Source organism: Kribbella sp. NPDC006257, from assembly GCF_040613535.1.
GTDB lineage: Bacteria > Actinomycetota > Actinomycetes > Propionibacteriales > Kribbellaceae > Kribbella.
Genome location: NZ_JBEXSJ010000011.1, coordinates 152,791 through 167,971, shown reverse-complemented (window position 1 = coordinate 167,971; position 15,181 = coordinate 152,791). Strand labels below are relative to the sequence as shown.

Below are 15,181 nucleotides of genomic sequence, written 5' to 3'. Positions count from 1 at the left end.
CAGTGACGACAAGCGTCAGCAGCACGATCATCGACAGCATGATCAGCCAGCCGAAGAACGCAGCGCCGTACTTGAACCCCCGGTACGCCGGGCGCTCGTCCCCGCTGAGCGTCGTCTCAGTAGGCAACGGCTTGTCCGGGACCAGCGTCACGCTGGTCATCGCCCGATGGGCAGCCGCCCGCGCCTCCTCATAACGCTGAGTACTAGCCACCGGCTCAACACTCGCCACAGGCAAAGCACTCGCTACGGGTATCGAGCTGCTCGCTACCGGCTGCGTCAAGGTGTCACTGTCGCCGTACTGATTCACTGTCATTCTCCTCACGGGGGTGCGCCCGCAGAGGCCCTACCCTGCAAGGCAACAGCTCATGCAGCCGGCCCGCGGATTTAACCGACGCCTTGCCCACCCGGATACCGCCGAGGCGTGAACACCAGCGGCCCCGACGGCCTCCGCACGGTCTGCGTCTGCGACGACCCGATCAACAGCAGGCAGCGCATGTCGACCTGATCGGGCTCCAACTCACCCAACGTGGTGACAGTGACCGTCTCCTCAGCCCCACCGACATTCCGCCCGATCACCACCGGCGTACCAGGCTCCCGGTGCTCGAGCAGAAGCTGCTTGGTAGCAGCGACCTGCCAGGTCCGCGACTTCGAAGCAGGGTTGTAGATAGCGATCGCCAGGTCAGCGGTAGCCGCCGCAGTCAGCCGTGCAGCAATCACGTCCCACGGCTTCAACCGATCCGACAGTGACAACACGCAGTAGTCATGCCCCAGCGGCGCACCCACCCGACTGGCCACCGCCTGCGCAGCAGTCATCCCCGGCAGCACGTTCAAAACGACATCGGCGTACTCCGGTTCGCCCGCCACCTCGGCGACAGCGCTCGCCATCGCGAACACCCCTGGGTCACCAGACGACACCACAACGACCCGCGAACCCTTCCGCGCAAGGTCGAGCGCGAACGCGGCCCGCTCGGACTCGACCTGGTTGTCCGACCCGTGCTTCCGCTGCCGAGCACGGTCCGGCAGACGATCGACGTACGGTCCGTAGCCGATCAGATCGTCAGCGGCGGCGATCGCGGCCCGCACCTCAGGCGTCATCCACTGCGGACCAGCAGGCCCCAGCCCGACCACCGTCACGGACCCCTCGCCGTCCACCCGAGGCGCGGTGGCAGGTGCGACGAAGTTGTTGATCGGACTGGGCAGGAGAGCCAGTGAGAAGTACGGGACCGAGTCCGGATCCACATCGGCCAGCGGAGCGGTCCGCTGCTCGCTAGTGGTCGCGCGTTCGACGTACCAGGCCTCGTCCAGTCGCCCGGAGAGCTCAAAAGCCTCCCGTACGCCGGCGAAGGTGCGCCCGAGCTTCATGACTGCAGCCGCGTCGGTAGTGCGCAGCCGCTCCGCCAGTACGTCGGGAGGCAGCGTCCCTGGCAGCACAGTCAGCACCTCGTCGCGCTCACACAACGGACGACCCAGTACTGCGGCAGCAGCGCTCACCGAGGTCACCCCAGGCACCACCTCGCACTCGTACCGATCCGCGAGCCGCTTGTGCATGTGCATGTAGGACCCGTAGAACAGCGGATCGCCCTCAGCCAGTACGACGACGTCGCGGCCGGCATCGAGATGCGCAGCGAGCCGGGTGGCGCACTCGGCGTAGAAGTCGTCCATCGCGCCCTGGTAACCGCCTGGATGATCAGTGGTCTCAGTGGTCAGCGGATACACGAGGTGTTCCTCGACCTGACCGTCACGCAGGTACGGCGCGGCCACAGAGCGGGCGATGCTGCGCCCGTGCCGCGCACTGTGGAACGCGATCACATCCGCGGCGCCGATCAGCCGGGCAGCCTTCACCGTCATCAGTTCGGGGTCGCCCGGGCCGAGCCCGACGCCCCACAGCCGTCCGGTCATTCTTCCTCGCTCGCTATCGCGTTGATCGCAGCCGCGGTGATCGCGCTGCCGCCCCGCCGGCCCCGGACCACCAGGTATTCCAGTCCGAGGTCGTTGTCGGCCAGGGCTTGCTTGGACTCGGCCGCGCCGATGAACCCCACCGGGATCCCCAGTACTGCGGCCGGCCGCGGCGCGCCGTCGCGGATCAACTCGAGCAACCGGAACAGCGCGGTCGGAGCGTTGCCGATCGCAACCACTGAACCTTCGAGCCGATCGGCCCAAAGATCGAGTGCCGCCGCACTTCTCGTTGTCTGCAAGGCTTCCGCCAGCTCCGGAACCGACGGATCACTCAGCGTGCAGATCACCTCGTTATCGGCCGGCAACCGTCGCCGGGTCACGCCGGCCGCAACCATCGCCGCGTCGCAGAGGATCGGCGCACCGGCCTGCAGCGCGGCCCGGGCCGACTTCACGACCCCTGCAGAATAAGAAATATCCGCGACCAGGTCGGTCATCCCGCAGGCATGAATCATCCGTACGGCGACCTGCGCGACGTCGGCGGGCAGCCCGTCGAGCGCCGCCTCCGCGCGGATCGTCGCGAACGACTGCCGATAGATCTCGGCACCGTCCGTCACGTAGTCGTACCTGCTCACCGTGCTCCTCTCGCGGCCGCAACGGCCTGCGCCAACTCATCGTCCACCGGTACGCCGTCGATCGCATACCCCTTGCCAAGAGCAACCAAATCGACAAATCCACCCGTCGGCTTGCCACACCGCCGCTCACAACCAGACCAGTGCACAGCCTGCCGGCCGGGAATCCGCGGCATCACCTCACGCGCATCCGCGCGGACATCCGCCAACGCCTTGGCACATCCAGGCTTCCCGGCACATGCCGTCACCCCGTTCCACGGCGACTCACTCTCAACCACCAGTCCTGCAGTCACCAACTCCGCCACCGCGTCAGCCCCAACCCCAGCCAGTACTACGGACCGCCAAGGCGTAACCCGCACCTCATCAGCCAGCTTCGACAAGACCGCGGCCTGCTCTTGCGACAGGCTCCCCAGCGGCACGGCAACCACCAGCGCCCGGCCGTGCGAACCAGCAAGCACGACCGACGAACCGGGCTCCACCGACACCGTTGGCGTCAGACCCAGCCGCTTGTAGATGGCCTCAGCGCCACCGGCCAGCTCAGCGATGCGCCAAGCCTCAGAGCCCTGCGCAGCGCGCTCGGCAAGGAACGCCTCGGCGGCTGCGACCATCGCCGACGGCACCTCTTCCAGCTGAACCCGCGACCCGCTTGGCTCGCCGCTCCGCGGCGGGAGATCCCCGCCTTCGCCACGCTGCGGAGCAGCTTGTGCTCCGCCGAGCAGCAGTGTCGCGTGGCTACCGCCGGGGAGCACCCGGACAGCAACGTCTGCTCCTTGAGCTGACATGTCGCCTCGGCCGTCGTCCAGGGCGAAGAGGAAGCGGCCGGGGAGGGCAGCGAGCGCAGGGGTAGTGCACACGAGGCTGTCCAGAGCGGCGGCGAGCGGGAGTACGTCGTACAGGCTGTGCTCGTCCAGGCCCGAGAGTGGTGAGGCGAGGATGTTGCGTACGCGCTCGTGCGTGATCGACGGCAGCAGCCCAGCGGCGTACAGGCGGTCAGAGAGCAGCCGCGGGGCTCCGGGTCGCAGCGCGCGGATCTGGATGTTCCCGCGCGACGTCAACTCCAGGTTGCCGTCACCCAGCTCGCTGGAGGCAGCGGCGAGCACCCGCAGCTGGGCGGAGCTCAGGACCCCACCAGGCAGCCGCACGCGCGCCAGCCCGCCATCTGCTGCCTGATGGACGGCCAGAACCCCCGGACAACGGTCCGGTTGGGTCCTGCCCGAGCTGTTCACAGCCGTGATGCTACGTCCCGGCCACCTGGTGTGTTTCCGGTCACTTCACAGCAGGGCGTGCGGGTACTCCGGGGAGCGGCCCTGGAACGACAGGATGCCCGGGTTCTTGATCCGCCCGTGCTGGATCTCGATGGCCCGGCGGATCGTCTCGTCGGCCTGCCAGGTCTCGGGGCCGCCCAGGACTGGTTCGAGGTACGGCAGGAGGGCTTCGCTGATCTCCCAGCTAGCTGAGTTCCACAGGTACGACGGGGTGTGGTCGACGCCGTAGTACGTGATGTTGTTGCCAACGGTGAAGGTCGGCTCGTTGAAGCCGGTCGGCCGGGCCCAGCTGAAGCCCATCCCCAGGTCACAGGAGACGTCGACAATCAAGCTGCCCGGCTCGAGCAATGCCAGGTCCTCCTCGATCAGGAAGGTCAGCGGTGCGTCCGGGTCCTGCAGCACGCAGTTCACGATGATGTCGTGCTCCGCCAGGAACCCGGCCAGCGGCACGCGCCCGTCCTCCAGCAGCGCATGGCTGCGCCGGGGGTCCAGCCTGGCACCCGGCTCGACCTCGTCCTGGTCGTACTGGACCATCCGCGCCGAGTGGATCGGTGAGCCGACTGCAGCAACGTCACGCCCAGTCAGTACGTCGACGTCGTGGATGCCGTGTGCGCTCAGTGCAGTGACAGCGCCTCGCGCGGTTGCGCCGAACCCGATCACTACGGCTCGTAGCCGACGCCCGTAGACACCGGTCGAACCGATCATCTCCAGAGCGTGCAGCACAGAGCAGTAGCCGGCCAGTTCGTTGTTCTTGTGGAACACATGCAGGTTGAAGCGCCCATCTGCGGTCCAGTGGTTCATCGCCTCGAATGCGATCAGTGTCAGCTCGCGGTCGATCGCCAGCTGGGTGAGCTTCTCGTCCTGCACGCAGTGCGGCCAGCCCCAGAGCACCTGGCCCTGGCGCAGCTCGCCGACGTCTTCGATCTGCGGCTTCGGCAGCAGCATGATGTCGGCCGTCGCGATCAGTTCTTTCCGGTCCAGGATGCCGGCTACCGATCGCGACAGCTGCGCATCGGAGACTCCGAACTGTTCGCCGTACCCGGACTCGAGGTAGATGCGCTGCCGCAGGTCTTCGTCGATCCGCTCGAAATGGTTGGGATGGATCGGCAGTCGATGCTCGTTCTCCTTGCGAGAACGGCCTACGACGCCGAGAGTCAGCTGGTCCACGAGGGCCCCTTTGGTTACTGCCTGTTTAGCACAGATGCCGTGAACCCACCCCTGATCAGTACTGCGGCCACCACCGCCACCAGGGCCTCCGCAGACCATCACAGTCGACACAGAACTGCTGTCCACCACCAGTCCTCCGACCAGGGCGCCGAGCGACAACGTGGCCTGGAACGAAGACGTGAACACCACCGTTGCCGCCTCGCGCGCTTGCGGCGCCGCTTGGGCGAACCAGGTCATCGAGCAGACCGGTACTGCGCCGTACGCGAGTCCCCACACCACCAGCAGTACGACGGCTCCGCCCGTACTGCGTCCGACTACCGGCAGCAGCAGGGTTGCCACTGCTAGGAGCCCAGCACTCGTGGCGAAGGTGGCTCGCAGGCGCGTTGCGGCCGTAGTACCGGCTACTAGGTTGCCCACGAAGCCAGCTGCGCCGTAGATGAGTAGTAGGCCGCTGATGTGGTCCGCGGGGACGCCAGTGACGTCACGCAGGAACGGGCCTACGTAGGTGTAGGTGCTGAAGTGCGCTGTGACTATCAGGCATGTCACGAGCAACCCGGTGCGGGTGCCCCGCAAGGTGAGCAGGTGGCGTAGTACGGAAAGTTGGGTGACCTGCAGCGGCGGTAGCGGAGGTACAGACCAGAGCAGGGCTATCAGTACGCCGACTGTCAGCAAGCCGAGTACTACGAACGATGTCCGCCATCCCGCGTGCTCGCCGAGGAAGGTCCCGGCCGGTACGCCGAGCACTGAGCCGAGCGGTACTGCAGAGAAGATCACTGCCGTCGCCCGGGCGACCCAGCGCTCGGGCACGAGACGTACTGCCAGACCGGCGCCGATCGACCAGAAGCCGCCGATGGTCATGCCGACCATGACGCGAGCGACCAGCTCCAGCCAGTACGCCGGTGCTGCTGCGGCGAGGACGTCGGAGGCGGCCAGCAGGACCATCAAGGCGGTCAGCATGAGCCGCCGGTCGAGCCGGGCGGTCAGCACGGTGATCACCGGAGCCGCGACCGCGGCGACGAGACCGGGGATCGTCATCAGCAAGCCGGTGCGGCCGGGGGAGAGGTCGAAGCTGGGGCCGATCGTGGTGAGGAGTCCGATCGGGAGGATCTCGGTGGTGACGATCGAGAAGATCCCCAGCGTCACAGCGATCACCCCGAGCACCGGCGTACGAGTGGTTTGGACTGCCATGGGAACCAGTCCAGCCGCTGCGACGGCCGCGCACTGGCGAAAATACGACACCCTGATGGGCCCCGACCGCGACGTCGCATTCCTGCTCGCCCTCTCAAGCCCTCACCGCGGTCCACCGCGGTCCACCGCGCGCCTCGAGAGTGGGCTTGCCTCCTGCTGGCGCGCTTGCCCCATTGGTAGAAGAGTGGGGTAAGCACGCCAACAGGAGTGAAGCCCGACTTCGAGTTCCGCGTCGGCGCCGAGGAGACGATCGCGTCGGTGATCGCGGCGTACGACGCCGAGTGGGAACTGACCCAGGAGACGCTCGGGACGGCCGACTGGTCCGCACTGGTTGTCGGCGGCAACGGCCCGGTCCGCGCCGAACGCCTCCTCACCGACGTCCTCCAGGAATCAGCCCGCCACCTCGGCCACCTCGATATCCTCCGAGAACTAATCGACGGCAGCACAGGCGAGTAAGCGGATTGTTCTGGTGTGGGATTATCTTGTAGGAGATGATCTCGCGGTAGGATGAGTTCATGGCGAAGACTCCGCTCCGGAAGGTTCCGGATCTGACCGGGCTGCTCAACCATGCCGGTCATGTGCTCGAGACCCAGCTCACCGCCGCGCTCGCCGAGATCGGCCTGACGCCGCGGATGCAATGCGTGCTGCTCAATGCGCTCGGCGAGGAGCGCACCCAGATCCAGCTCGCCGAGCTCGCGTACCTCGACAAGACCACGATGGTCGTCACCGTGGACGCCTTGGAGAAGGCCGGCTACGCCGAGCGGAAGCCGTCCGCGACCGACCGGCGGGCACGGATCGTCGCCGTCACCGAGGCCGGCGCGGAGATCGTCGCCGAGGGCCAGCGGATCGTCGACAAGGTGCACGCCGACGTGCTCGCCGCCCTGCCGGCCGCACAGCGCAAACCCTTCACCGAGTCGCTCAACGAGCTGGTCGAGGGACACCTCGCGACGCCGGTCGAGGCACAACCGGTACGGCGTACCAGGCAGCGCGCAAACTAATCCACTAAAAGATCGTCTACTACGGAACTATCTGCTAAGGTCGTTTTCATGACGACCGACCTCTTGCCGGACCCCGCGTCCGAAGCGACCGACCAGCGCGCCGAAGCGACCGCGCACCGCGCCAAGGCGCTCGCTGTGCTCTGCGTGATGCAGCTGATGATCATCCTCGACGGGACCGTGGTGACGGTCGCGTTGCCGACGATCCAGAGTGACCTCGGCTTCTCCCAGGCCGGCCTCGCCTGGGTGATGAACTCCTACCTGATCGCCTTCGCCGGCCTGCTGTTGCTGGCCGGCCGGATCGGCGACCTGATCGGCAGCAAGTCCGTCTTCCTCGCCGGGCTCAGTGTCTTCACGGGCGCCTCCCTGCTCTGCGGCCTCGCCACGAGCGCCGAGGTGCTGATCGCCGGCCGCTTCCTCCAAGGCGTCGGTGGCGCGCTCGCCTCGGCCGTGATTCTCGGCATGATCATCGGGCTGTACCCGGCGCCGGGCGAACAGGCCCGGGCACTCGGTGCGTACGGATTCACCTCCGCCAGCGGCGCCTCGATCGGGCTGATCCTCGGCGGCGTGATCACCCAGACCGTCGGCTGGCACTGGTCGTTCCTGATCAACGTCCCGATCGGCCTGGTCGCCCTAGTCTTCGCCGTACGGCTGCTGGCCCGTCACAAAGGCACTGGAAGAGGCGCGGATGTGGTCGGCGCAGTACTGGTGACCGCAGGCCTTTCACTGTCTGTCTACACGATCGTCCAGACCGCAGAGCCCACTGCAGAGCTTCCCCGCACTCTCGTCCTTGCGGTGGTTTCCGTACTTCTCCTTGCAGGCTTCGTACTACGGCAAGCTCTCGCAAGCCAGCCGCTGCTTTCCCTGCACGTCTTCCGCAAGCGTCAGGTGACTGTCTCCAACCTGGTCGTGGTGCTGCTCTTCGCTGCAGGCTTCGGCTTCCAGTTCATGACAGCTCTGTACCTGCAACGAGTGCTCGGCTACGACTCGCTTCAGACCGGCCTGGCCTTCCTGCCCGCACCGATCCTCGGTGCCGTGATGTCCCTGTCGGTGGGCCCACGCCTCACAGAGCGCTTCGGTAGCCGGAAGATCTTGCTGGCCGGCCTGGCAACCTTCCTCGGTGCGGAGCTGATCCTTAGCCAGGCGCCCGTTGGCGGCTCGTACCTGCTCAATGTGGTCCCGGCTCTCCTGCTAGTAGGTGCCGGCACCGGTCTAGGCATCCCCGCAGCGATCATGCTGGCGATGTCCGGCGCTGATCCTTCAGACGCGGGATTGGCGTCCGGGCTGAACAACACAGCACAACAGGCGGGTGCGGCGGTCGGTACTGCGGTGCTGGCGACGTTGGCCGCATCACAGAGCGCAGTACGGATCAGTGCGGGTGCTGGACAGGTGGCTGCGCTCCGGGACGGTTACAGCGTGGCCTTCCTGGCTGCAGCCGGGTTCCTGGTCGTCGCATTGTTGTTGTCGGCAACGCTGCTGCTCAAGTCTCGCCGCTAAGTCCGATACGGTGTCGGCCGTGAGTATGACTAGGGATCCTGACCGGCTCGTCCTGTTCACCGACGCGGTGGTCGCGATCGCCGTCACGCTGCTGATCCTGCCGCTCGTCGAGGTGGTCGCGGAGGTGGCGAAGGAGCAGGGCGATCCCGCGACCGACCCGTTCGCGGTGGTCAGGGAGAACTGGCCGGCGATCATCTCGTTCCTGCTGAGTTTCGCGGTGATCGCAAGGTTCTGGCTGGTCCACCACGGCGTCTTCGAGCACGTGAAGGCGTACAACAACCGGCTGATCCAGCTGAACCTGCTCTGGCTTCTCTGCATCGTGGTGCTGCCCTTCCCGACCGAGATCCTCGGGCACTTCGAGAACGACCGCTTCTCGGCGTCCTTCTACTCCGGCACCCTGCTGGTGCTTGCACTGACCCAGACGGCGCTCACCCTGCTCATCCACAACCACAAGGAACTCGCGGTCGAGGACAGCCCCGTCACCGGCCGCGAGTTGGTCGGCTCGATCTCCTTCGCCGCGTGCGCGACGATCGCCTTCCTTCTCGCGGCCCTGGTGCCGGGGGTCGGCCTCTACGGTTTGCTCGCGCTCATCCCCAGCGGTGGGCTGGCCAGGGTTGTGAGTGGCTACCGCGAGAGAGCTGCCCAGAAGTCGCAGTGATGTTCGGCCTGCAGGTCGACGTTCTTGATCCCACCCTGCTCCGCCGGCGCGAGGGATAGCCCGGTGATGGCGTTCTTCCGAGTGGGTGTCCACTCCGGCCGACCCGGACCGTTCGGGTTGCCGGTGCGGGCGAAGGCCGTCCAGTAGTCGATCATCTGCTCCGACAGCCGCTTCTGCCCGTCGGTCATCGGGAATTCATACCCACCGAGGCTGAACAGGTACGGCAGCTCAGCGGCATGCGAAGCACCGTTCCCTGGCTGGGCGATCGGCGAGTGCTTGTCGGAGAACTCATACGCATAGACAGGCACCTTTCGAGCCGCCTGCTGGTCGTTGGTGACCTGGGTACACGACCAGATCCTGTCCGTCGTCACCACACCCCAGGCGGCGGCCGTAGACCCGTACTTCGCGAGCGGGTACTCGTGCTGCACCTTCTTGGCCTTGGCTGCCCCGACCATGTCGGTCAACAGCCGCGGGTAGTCCGCATCAGTCAGTACGCCGCCGTTGAACGTGGCGACCCAAGGCGTTGCCTCGTCATGGTTGTTGCCGGAAATCACCGGCAGCCGGTGGAACAGGCCGGCCTTCATCGCCTTTGCCGGACTCAACGGAAGCACCGCAGTACCGCCGTACGCGACCTGGGTGAAGTTCAGCGTGTTGTCCACGAGTACGGCGGGATCGGCGTTGCGCAAGCAGGTCAGCATCGCCTGACCGGGCTTGCATCCTAGGTCCTTCTTGCTCGAGGCGGCCCACTCCTTGCCGTTGTTCTGCACAGTGCTCTGCGAGATCCAGGGGGAGTCGGCGGCCTGCGTCGGGTACTGACTGTTGGCTGCCCAGCTGAACGCACAGGACCCGCTCTGCATGACAGCCTTACTGAACAGACCGGTCGACGTCGGTGAGGTTAGTTGGGCGCACACGCTCATGCCACCGGCGGACTCACCTGCCACGGTCACGTTCCGCGGGTCGCCACCGAAGGCCCGGGCGTTCCGCTGCACCCAGCGCAGTGCAGCCTGCTGGTCCTGGATGCCGTAGGTGCCGGAGCCCTGGAGACCCGGATAGCCGAAGAACCCGAAGATCCCCAGCCGGTAGTTCACGGTGACCACGACAACGTTGCCTCGCGCAGCCATCTTCGCTGCCCCGTAGCTGTTCCCAGCGCCCTCGAAGAACCCGCCACCAGGGATCCACACCACGACCGCTCTTGGCTGCGCCGACTTCGCTGCAGGAGTAGTGACGTTCAGGTAGAGACAGTCCTCGTCAGTGGATCCCTCGGGCGCCTCACTGTTGGCTGCCTGGGGACAAGCGCTGGAGAGCTTCAGCGCATCGCGTACGCCGGTCCACGGCTTCACCGGCTGCGGTGCCTTCCAGCGCAACCCGGCAACCGGCGGAGCGGCGTACGGGATGCCGTTGAAGACCCGGGCGTCCCCGGAGACAGCGCCCCGTAGTACACCGGCGTCTGTTTGTACTACGGCCGGCTCTGCTTGAGCAGCGGATGCAGGGTTGATCAGTAGTGCGACTGGCACCAGTGCAAGAGCTGACGCCAGCCACAACTTCTTGCGAGTGATTCGAGTAGTCATGCCACGCAGCCTCGGCCTGAACCGCGTGCTACCGCTTCGGCCGGACGGCCAGGCCACCTACACCTTTAGTCGAATCACCGATTCCGGCGCAGGAGATAGGTATCCATGATCCAGCCTTTGCGGCGGCGGGCCTCGGCGCGGACCTCGACGATCTCGTCGGCCACCTCGGAGAGTTTTCCGGCGACCAGCAGTTCGTCCGGCGTACCGAGGTACGCGCCCCAGTAGATCTCCGCGTCCTGCTCGGTGTGTGCGGTGAACGCGGTCTGCGCGTCGAGCATCACCACCACGTCGTCGACCTCATCGGGCCAGCTCTTCGCGAGCCGGCGCCCGGTGGTGATCTGGATCGGCCGGCCGACCTGGTTCAGTCCGACCTTGTGCCGCGCGGCGAGTGCCGAGACGCTGCTGATGCCGGGGATCACCTCGGTCTCGAAGCTGAGTTCGCCGCGGTCCTGGAGGTCGTCGAGGATCGCCAGCGTGCTGTCGTAGAGGGACGGGTCGCCCCAGACCAGAAATGCGCCCACCTGATCGGCCCGGAGCTCGGCGGCGATCAGATCCGCGCAGACGTCCGCCCGGCGCCGGCGCCAGTCGTCCACCGACTCGACGTACGCGTCGCTGGTCCGGTCCCGCTCCGGATCTCGCCCGACGACCACCCGGTACTCCGTGGCGTGCCGGCGGAGGATCTCCTCGCGCAGGTCGACCAGCTCCTGCTTGACCTCGCCCTTGTCCAAGACGAAGAAGACATCGGCCCGCCCGATCGCCTTCGCCGCCTGCAACGTCAGGTGGTCCGGATCCCCGGCCCCGATCCCGATCACCAAGATCTCCATGCCCAGACCCTAGACGAGCCGCTGCGAAGCCTGACGGTGGCCGTCGGGCTGTGAACAACTGTGACGCTTCAGCGCCGCTGACCTGGTCGAACACCGCCGCCGGCCGGCTCCGCAGTGAACGTCTCGGAACATTCACTTAGCGCGCTCGGACCCCTACGCACGGCCCTACGTTGACGGTCGAACCAAGCACCTTCTGCTCTGGAGGATTGCATGCCCAGATCCCGCCCTGTCGCGAGAACGCTCGCGGCGACCACCTTGCTCGCAGTCATCGCTGCGATGGCGACGGGTCCCGCCGTCGCCCGGACACCCGCTCCCGAACGCGTCCCGCTCGCCGCGCACCACGACCCGACCCCACCCGGCGCGCATCGCCTCGGCAGGCTCGGGGACTATCACAAAGTCGAGGTGGCGGTCGCGCTCCGTCCGTACGACGAGGCGGGCCTCAACGCCTTCGTCAAAGCCGTGAACGATCCTGCTTCACCGCAGTACCGGCATTACCTCAGCAGCCAGGAGTACGCCGAGCGGTTCGCGCCTCGCCCAGCAGAGGTGAAGGCGGCAACGGCCTTCCTGCGATCGAACGGTCTCGAGATCACCTCGGTCTCCGGAAACCGGCAGGTCGTCGACGCGGTCGGTACGCCGAAGCAGCTCAAGGGAGCCTTCGGGTCCGTGATCAGCGAGTACGTCGGCGCGGACGGGAAACGCTTCTACACCAACGATGCGCGTCCGTCGGTCCCCGCGACGCTGGCGAACGTCGTACGGGATGTCGCCGGGCTCGACAACCGGCCGGCTGCGCATCGCGCGAGTGCACCCGCCGGACCAGGTGGACCCGCGGGCGGCTACACCCCGGCACAGTTCCGTACGGCGTACAGCATGAAGACCTTGTCGGGCTCGTACGACGGTAGCGGGCAGACCGTCGGGCTGATCGAGTTCGACGCGTTCAAGCAGTCCGATATCGATGCCTGGACCAAGTACTTCGGTCAGCCGTCCGTGACGCCGAAAGTGGTGCCGGTCGACGGCGGCTCGAGCGTCGGCTCGAACCAGCTGGAGGTGACGCTCGACATCCAGGCAGTCGCCGCGACCGCTCCGAAGGCGGCCCAGATCGTCTACGAAGCGCCGAACTCGGACAAGGCCTGGGTCGACGAGATGGCCCGGATCGCCTCCGACAACGCGATCACTGTGCTGTCCGGCTCCTGGCTGCTCGGTGAGAAGTGCGAGGCCGATCCGATCCAGGCGTCGCACGACTCCTACACGCAGATGGCGGCGCAGGGCATCACGATGCTGTCCGCCTCGGGCGACTGGGGCGCGACCGGCTGCGGGTACAACGGCGACAACTCGACTATCCAGGCCGACTACCCGCCGAGCGACCCGCTGTTCACAGGTGTCGGCGGCACGCAGCTGCGGACCAGTGACACGGCCGGCACCTGGCAGTCGGAGTCCTGCTGGAACCAGGGCGGGTCGGGCAACACCCGCTCGGGCGGTGCCTACTCGGTGATCTACCCGAAGCCTGACTGGCAGGTCGGCAGCAACCAGTACCGGTCGGTGCCCGACGTCGCGCTGGACGCCGACTACGGAGCCGGAGCGCTGTCGGTGTACATGAACGGCGGCTGGCAGGACGTTGGTGGTACCAGCCTGTCGTCGCCGTTGTGGGCCGGCTACATCGCGATGGTCAACCAGAAGGCGAAGGCCGCCGGCAAGGCGAACGTCGGCGGGATCAACCCGACCGTGTACGCCGTGGCGAGGTCGTCGCAGTACTCGTCGACGTTCCACGACGTCACCAGCGGCAGCAACGGCACCTACAGCGCAGGCACCGGCTACGACCTCTGCACCGGCTGGGGTTCACCGCAGGGCGACAACCTGGTCGACCCGCTGATCAACGGCGCCGCACCACCGGTAGCCAACGACTTCTCGATCGCCGCGAGCCCCGCTTCGGTCAGCGTCGATCCCGGCAAGTCGGTGACCTCGACGATCAGCACCAAGGTCACGAAGGGTTCCGCGCAGATGGTGGCGTTGACCGCGGCGGGGTTGCCGGCCGGAGTCACCGCGACCTTCGATCCGGCTTCGGTCACGGCCGGTGACTCGGCGACCTTGACGTTGACTGCCGCTGCCTCTGCATCGCCGGGCAGCAGCACGATCACCGTCACGGGCAGGACCAGCGATGTCAGCCACGACACTTCTGTATCCCTGACAGTGAACGGTTCCGGACCTGGTGACTTCTCGATCAGTGTTGATCCGGGCTCGGCAACCGTTGCCGCTGGCAACTCCGCGACCACAACGGTGAAGACTGCGGCGTCTCAGGCCACCAAGGCTGCTCCTGGTGTGGTCGGTGGTGAGCCGACGACCGTTGCGGCGTACCCGTTCATCATCTCGATGCGACGCGAAGGCAGTGCTTTCCCCGGCAAGCAGTCCTGCACTATGGCGCTGGTCGGACCGCATACGGCGCTCGGTGCCGCGCACTGTCTGCTGGAGAACAGCGGTGAGAAGTGGTTCATCTACGGCGCGACCAACCTGAACGACTCAGGGTTCCGTGCGAACATCGCGTCGTACTGGACCCATCCCGACTACACGGGTTGGCAGACCGGCCATGACGTCGCGGTCGTCACTCTCGACCGCGACGTTCCCGTGCCGGCCGGCATCACCTATCCGATGCTTGCCACCGACACCGGCCTCAACCAGCCGGGCACGATGGGCCGGGGCATCGGCTGGGGCAAGACCGGCGCCAGCACCTACTCCGACGTACTCCGGACAGCCGAGTTCCCGGTCGCCGCAGACTCCGCCTGTGCACAGCAGCCGGTGCTGGGAAGCAACTACAAGTCCGACGGCTCCATGCTCTGCACCGGGTACGCCGATGGTCACAAGGGCGTCTGCGTCGGCGACAGCGGCAGCCCGTATCTCGTCGGCAACCAGATCGTCGGAGTCTTCTCCTGGATGTCGAACAACTGCGACACGTACGGCGTCTACGCGCGGATCACCACGTACGCCGCCGACATCAAGCCGCATCTCCCGGGTACTCCTTCGTCCGGTGACATCGCGTTGTCGGCAACCGGTCTGCCCAGTGGAGCGACAGCGACCTTCGACCCGTCGTCGGTCAGCACTGGTGGCTCCGCGAAGCTGACCATCGCGACTGCCTCGTCGACTCCGGCTGGGACCTACTCGGTGACGATCACCGGGAAGAGTGCGAGCACCACTCGGAACGCCACCTTCGCTCTGACTGTGCAGTCCGCGCCGAGCGGTCCGGTCACAGTCAAGGACCCCGGCTTCCAGTTCATCCAGCACGGCCGAGCTGTCAATCTGCAGCTTCAAGCGAGTGGCGGGACCGGTAGTTACCGCTGGACAGCTACTGGGCTGCCGTCGGGCCTGTCGATCAACAGTACGACGGGGTTGATCAGCGGGACTTCGTCAGCGGCCAACGTGCTCTACCAGTCGAAGGTGACTGCGACGGACACCGCAGGGAAGGCAGGCACGGTTCAGATCGTCTGGTACGTGAGTTGACGTAGTAC

12 protein-coding genes are annotated in these 15,181 nt (G+C 66.5%); 6 read left to right on the top strand and 6 right to left on the bottom strand.

Annotated features, from left to right (window positions below; translation table 11 throughout):
• Window positions 1-2 precede the first annotated feature (2 nt).
• The gene (locus tag ABZ004_RS16140) at window positions 3-194 is read left to right on the top strand and encodes a hypothetical protein (protein WP_355680629.1); all 192 of its coding nucleotides are present in this window, start codon (window positions 3-5) and stop codon (window positions 192-194) included.
• Window positions 195-384: 190 nt separating this feature from the next.
• On the opposite strand, the gene ABZ004_RS16135 is transcribed toward ABZ004_RS16140, so the two are convergent.
• Genes ABZ004_RS16135 through ABZ004_RS16120 form a run of 4 tightly spaced genes read right to left on the bottom strand, consistent with a single transcriptional unit; the run spans window position 385 to window position 6,145 of the window.
• A complete protein-coding gene (locus ABZ004_RS16135; RefSeq protein ID WP_355680628.1) occupies window positions 385-1,899 on the bottom strand; it encodes a precorrin-2 C(20)-methyltransferase in 1,515 nt (504 codons plus the stop codon).
• Entirely contained in the window at window positions 1,896-2,528 is a 633-nt protein-coding gene (locus ABZ004_RS16130; protein WP_355680627.1) for a precorrin-8X methylmutase, read from the bottom strand. The genes ABZ004_RS16135 and ABZ004_RS16130 overlap by 4 nt, the downstream gene beginning before the upstream one ends.
• Window positions 2,525-3,751 carry a precorrin-3B synthase gene (locus ABZ004_RS16125; protein ID WP_355680626.1) on the bottom strand — a complete coding sequence of 409 codons (1,227 nt, stop codon included), beginning with the start codon at window positions 3,749-3,751 and terminating at the stop codon, window positions 2,525-2,527. The genes ABZ004_RS16130 and ABZ004_RS16125 overlap by 4 nt, the downstream gene beginning before the upstream one ends.
• A gap of 45 nt (window positions 3,752-3,796) precedes the next feature.
• Complete coding sequence (locus ABZ004_RS16120) at window positions 3,797-6,145, bottom strand: MFS transporter (RefSeq protein WP_355680625.1); 2,349 nt, start codon at window positions 6,143-6,145, stop codon at window positions 3,797-3,799.
• A 207-nt stretch (window positions 6,146-6,352) separates the two neighbouring features.
• On the opposite strand from ABZ004_RS16120, the gene ABZ004_RS16115 reads away from it, so the two are divergent.
• The 4 genes from ABZ004_RS16115 to ABZ004_RS16100 are packed head-to-tail and all read left to right on the top strand — an operon-like array spanning window position 6,353 to window position 9,295.
• Window positions 6,353-6,601 (top strand): DUF664 domain-containing protein, encoded by a 249-nt coding sequence (locus ABZ004_RS16115; protein ID WP_355680624.1) that lies wholly within the window; start codon window positions 6,353-6,355, stop codon window positions 6,599-6,601.
• A gap of 59 nt (window positions 6,602-6,660) precedes the next feature.
• On the top strand, window positions 6,661-7,143 hold the full coding sequence (locus ABZ004_RS16110; RefSeq protein WP_355680623.1) for a MarR family transcriptional regulator: 483 nt from the start codon (window positions 6,661-6,663) through the stop codon (window positions 7,141-7,143).
• Window positions 7,144-7,191: 48 nt separating this feature from the next.
• Complete coding sequence (locus ABZ004_RS16105) at window positions 7,192-8,637, top strand: MFS transporter (RefSeq protein ID WP_355680622.1); 1,446 nt, start codon at window positions 7,192-7,194, stop codon at window positions 8,635-8,637.
• A 25-nt stretch (window positions 8,638-8,662) separates the two neighbouring features.
• Window positions 8,663-9,295: a TMEM175 family protein gene (locus ABZ004_RS16100; RefSeq protein ID WP_355680700.1), complete on the top strand. Its 633-nt coding sequence runs from the start codon at window positions 8,663-8,665 to the stop codon at window positions 9,293-9,295.
• On the opposite strand, the gene ABZ004_RS16095 is transcribed toward ABZ004_RS16100, so the two are convergent.
• On the bottom strand, window positions 9,262-10,863 hold the full coding sequence (locus tag ABZ004_RS16095; protein WP_355680621.1) for a carboxylesterase family protein: 1,602 nt from the start codon (window positions 10,861-10,863) through the stop codon (window positions 9,262-9,264). The genes ABZ004_RS16100 and ABZ004_RS16095 overlap by 34 nt on opposite strands.
• Window positions 10,864-10,937: 74 nt before the next feature.
• Window positions 10,938-11,687 carry a precorrin-6A synthase (deacetylating) gene (cobF, locus tag ABZ004_RS16090; protein WP_355680620.1) on the bottom strand — a complete coding sequence of 250 codons (750 nt, stop codon included), beginning with the start codon at window positions 11,685-11,687 and terminating at the stop codon, window positions 10,938-10,940.
• A gap of 210 nt (window positions 11,688-11,897) precedes the next feature.
• Here cobF and ABZ004_RS16085 point away from each other — a divergent pair, with 210 nt between their 5' ends.
• Window positions 11,898-15,173, top strand: coding sequence for a trypsin-like serine protease (locus ABZ004_RS16085; RefSeq protein WP_355680619.1), 3,276 nt, complete (start codon window positions 11,898-11,900; stop codon window positions 15,171-15,173).
• The last annotated feature ends 8 nt before the right edge of the window (window positions 15,174-15,181 follow it).